The sequence below is a fragment of the Candidatus Aquicultor secundus genome (genome assembly GCF_002791875.1).
Taxonomy (GTDB): domain Bacteria; phylum Actinomycetota; class Aquicultoria; order Aquicultorales; family Aquicultoraceae; genus Aquicultor_A; species Aquicultor_A secundus.
Genome location: NZ_PFNG01000223.1, coordinates 404 through 3,216 on the forward strand (window position 1 = coordinate 404; position 2,813 = coordinate 3,216).

The window sequence follows — 2,813 nt, forward strand, 5'->3', positions numbered from 1 at the left end:
AGTGGTCTCATTTATACTGTTACTCTTAGCGGCTAGTTTAGCGCACAATATATCGGTTATTGTTTCGATCTATTGCTTAACTTTAGTACTGGCCTATTTTTCACGCATCCCGTTAGGATTCTTTATCGGGCGCGTGTGGCTGTTTATTCCGCTCTACACGGGTATTGTCGTCTTCCCGGCTATTTTTAGCTTCATAACACCGGGGAAGCCAATTCTAGCGCTTGGCTCAGTCGCTATAACCGAGCAAGGAGTTACGTCGGCAATTACGCTCATAACCCGTGTCGGGGCATCCGTCTCCATAGCCGTTTTACTGGTTTTAACAACAAGGTGGGAGAAACTCATGCGCGCTCTTCACGTGCTCTATATCCCACAAACATTTATCCTGGTTTTGGAGATGACCTACCGGTACATATTTTTCTTTCTAAAGATCCTAAGCGATATGCATCTTGCAAGAAAAAGTAGAACCATTCAAACGTTATCAGGCAGTGAAAACAGACGCTGGATAACGTCAAGGATGGGCGTGCTCTTTAAAAAGTCCCAGCTTTTTAGCGAGCAGGTGTACTTAGCGATGCTCTCACGAGGCTATACCGGAGACCCCAAAGCAGTAAAACCGGGTAGGGCGAGGCATGTTGATTATGCCTGGCTTTTTGCTTCAGCCGGCATATTGGCCCTTGTTATTCTACTAAATTACCGCTTGGGTTAAGCAGTAATCAGAGGATTATGGTAATGGTATTTGAGGTTAAAGACGTAGTATATAAGTACGCCGATGATTCACCGGCTTTAGACGGTGTGAGCTTTAGGGCTAAAGCCGGGGAAAAGGTGGCCATACTGGGCGCAAACGGGAGCGGCAAATCAACGCTGCTTCACATCCTCGATGGCCTGTATTTTCCGGTCTCAGGTAGCGTCCATGCATTTGGCCGGCCTCTAACCGAAGAAAGCTTGCATGATATGAGCCTTGCAAAAGAGTTTCGGCGCCGTGTGGGTTTTGTATTTCAAAACCCGGATGTTCAGCTTTTCTCATCAACCGTTTGGGATGAGGTTGCCTTTGGCCCACTGCAACTCGGCTTAACGGATAGTGAGGTCAGCCGGCGGGTAAACGATGTGCTTGAAATGCTCAATCTTAAGAAGGTAGCAAACCGACACCCATACAACTTAAGCGGTGGAGAGAAAAAGAAGGTTGCAATCGCCTCTGTGCTTGCGTGCAACCCGGATGTATTGCTGTTAGATGAGCCAACTGCCGGGCTTGATCCAAAAACTCAGGCTTGGGTTGTTGATTGCATCGTTGGGCTTAACCGGGCGGGAAAGACCATCATAACGGCAACGCACGATTTAAGCACAGTCCGGGAAACCGCCGATCGCATTTATATCTTGGGCGAGGAGCATAAAGTCATTGCCGAAGGAAACCCAGCCGGGCTTTTACAAGATGAAGAGCTTTTAATCAGAGGAAACCTTGCGCACTATCACGTCCACAGGCACGGCTTGCTAACCCACGCCCACGCCCATCGCCACCTGACACACGATCATCACGAACCGCATGATGCTTAGATTGGAGGGGGCAAGGGGGATTCGAACCCACTTTATTTCTTGAAAAAACTTGGTCAGGGCTTAAGGTTAGCACAATAAGATTTATTAACTGTTTGAATACCGTCCACTTAGGGCAGCAATGCACTCCGGGTGTCGCGTATGCTGCAGGGCTAACAAACCGCAATGCCCGGCATGATTGCAAATCGCACTTGCCCGCATACCTGCCTTTATGCTACACTACCAAAGATTACACACGCTGGTGGATTCTGTTCCGGTGCCTTCGGGTCGAACAGGAGCTGAAGCCGGCGGAGGATAAAAAACCATAGAAAGGAGGTGCAACTATGGCAGTTGTTTCCATGAAGCACCTTTTAGAGGCGGGAGTCCACTTCGGGCACCAGACCCGACGCTGGAACCCAAAAATGAAGACGTACATCTTCACGGAGAGAAACGGTATCTACATTATCGACCTCCAGCAGACCCTCGCACTTCTTGAGAAAGCCCACGCATTCATCAAAGAAATAGCCGGTAACGGCGAGCAAATCCTCTTTGTGGGGACGAAGAAGCAGGCCCAGGAGGCCGTGCGCGAGGAGGCTACAAAGGCGGCCATGCCGTTTGTCAACTATCGCTGGCTGGGTGGTATGCTTACCAACTTCAAGACGATCCACGGCCGTGTAAAAAGGCTTGAGAACCTCGAGAAAATAGGCGAGGAAGCGCCGTCGCATATGTCCAAGAAAGAACTTCTCAAGGTAGGCGTCGAGAAGGTTAAACTCGAGCGCAACCTTGGCGGCATCAGGACGATGAACAGGCTTCCGGGAGCGGTGTTTATCATCGACCCAAGGAAGGAGCGGATCGCCGTCCAGGAGGCGAGGCGTCTAGAGATCCCGATCGTCGCAATCGTCGATACGAACTGCGACCCGGACGAAATCGATTACGTAATCCCGGGCAACGACGATGCGATCCGCGCGGTCACATTGATGACACGGGTAATCGCCGATGCGGCTCTTGAGGGTCGCGAGACATACTATGCCGCACTAGGTCGCGAGCAAGCCGCCGAAGTTGCCTCTAAGGAAGTGAAAGCCCCCGAAGAGACACCGGCGCTCCACGTAAAGGATGTCCCACAACCGGCTGCAGCGACTGAAGAAGCAGCAATTAACGCGGAAGCTAAGAAATAAAAAGCGTAGTTGAATATAGTTGAATAGATTGACTACTGCTGATTGTATTCGACATACGACACAATGGTTACCCGTTTTCATGCGCGTGGAAGCGGGTAACTGAGTGTCGGAGTACGA

The 2,813-nt window shown here is 50.4% G+C and carries 3 protein-coding genes; all 3 read left to right on the forward strand.

What is annotated here, in order from left to right; translation table 11 throughout:
* Window positions 1-703: cobalt ECF transporter T component CbiQ (cbiQ, locus tag COY37_RS09425; protein ID WP_286977368.1), on the forward strand; the 703-nt coding region annotated here is incomplete at its 5' end.
* Window positions 704-726: 23 nt separating this feature from the next.
* Window positions 727-1,545 carry an energy-coupling factor ABC transporter ATP-binding protein gene (locus COY37_RS09430; RefSeq protein WP_286677683.1) on the forward strand — a complete coding sequence of 273 codons (819 nt, stop codon included), beginning with the start codon at window positions 727-729 and terminating at the stop codon, window positions 1,543-1,545.
* A 320-nt stretch (window positions 1,546-1,865) separates the two neighbouring features.
* Window positions 1,866-2,696 (forward strand): 30S ribosomal protein S2, encoded by an 831-nt coding sequence (rpsB, locus tag COY37_RS09435; protein WP_286677684.1) that lies wholly within the window; start codon window positions 1,866-1,868, stop codon window positions 2,694-2,696.
* Window positions 2,697-2,813: the final 117 nt, after the last annotated feature.

Excerpts from the sequence above, each read along its gene's own strand:
- COY37_RS09430 (WP_286677683.1), top strand. The coding sequence starts at position 727 with ATGGTATTTGAGGTTAAAGACGTAGTATATAAGTACGCCGATGATTCA.
- rpsB (WP_286677684.1), top strand. The coding sequence starts at position 1,866 with ATGGCAGTTGTTTCCATGAAGCACCTTTTAGAGGCGGGAGTCCACTTC.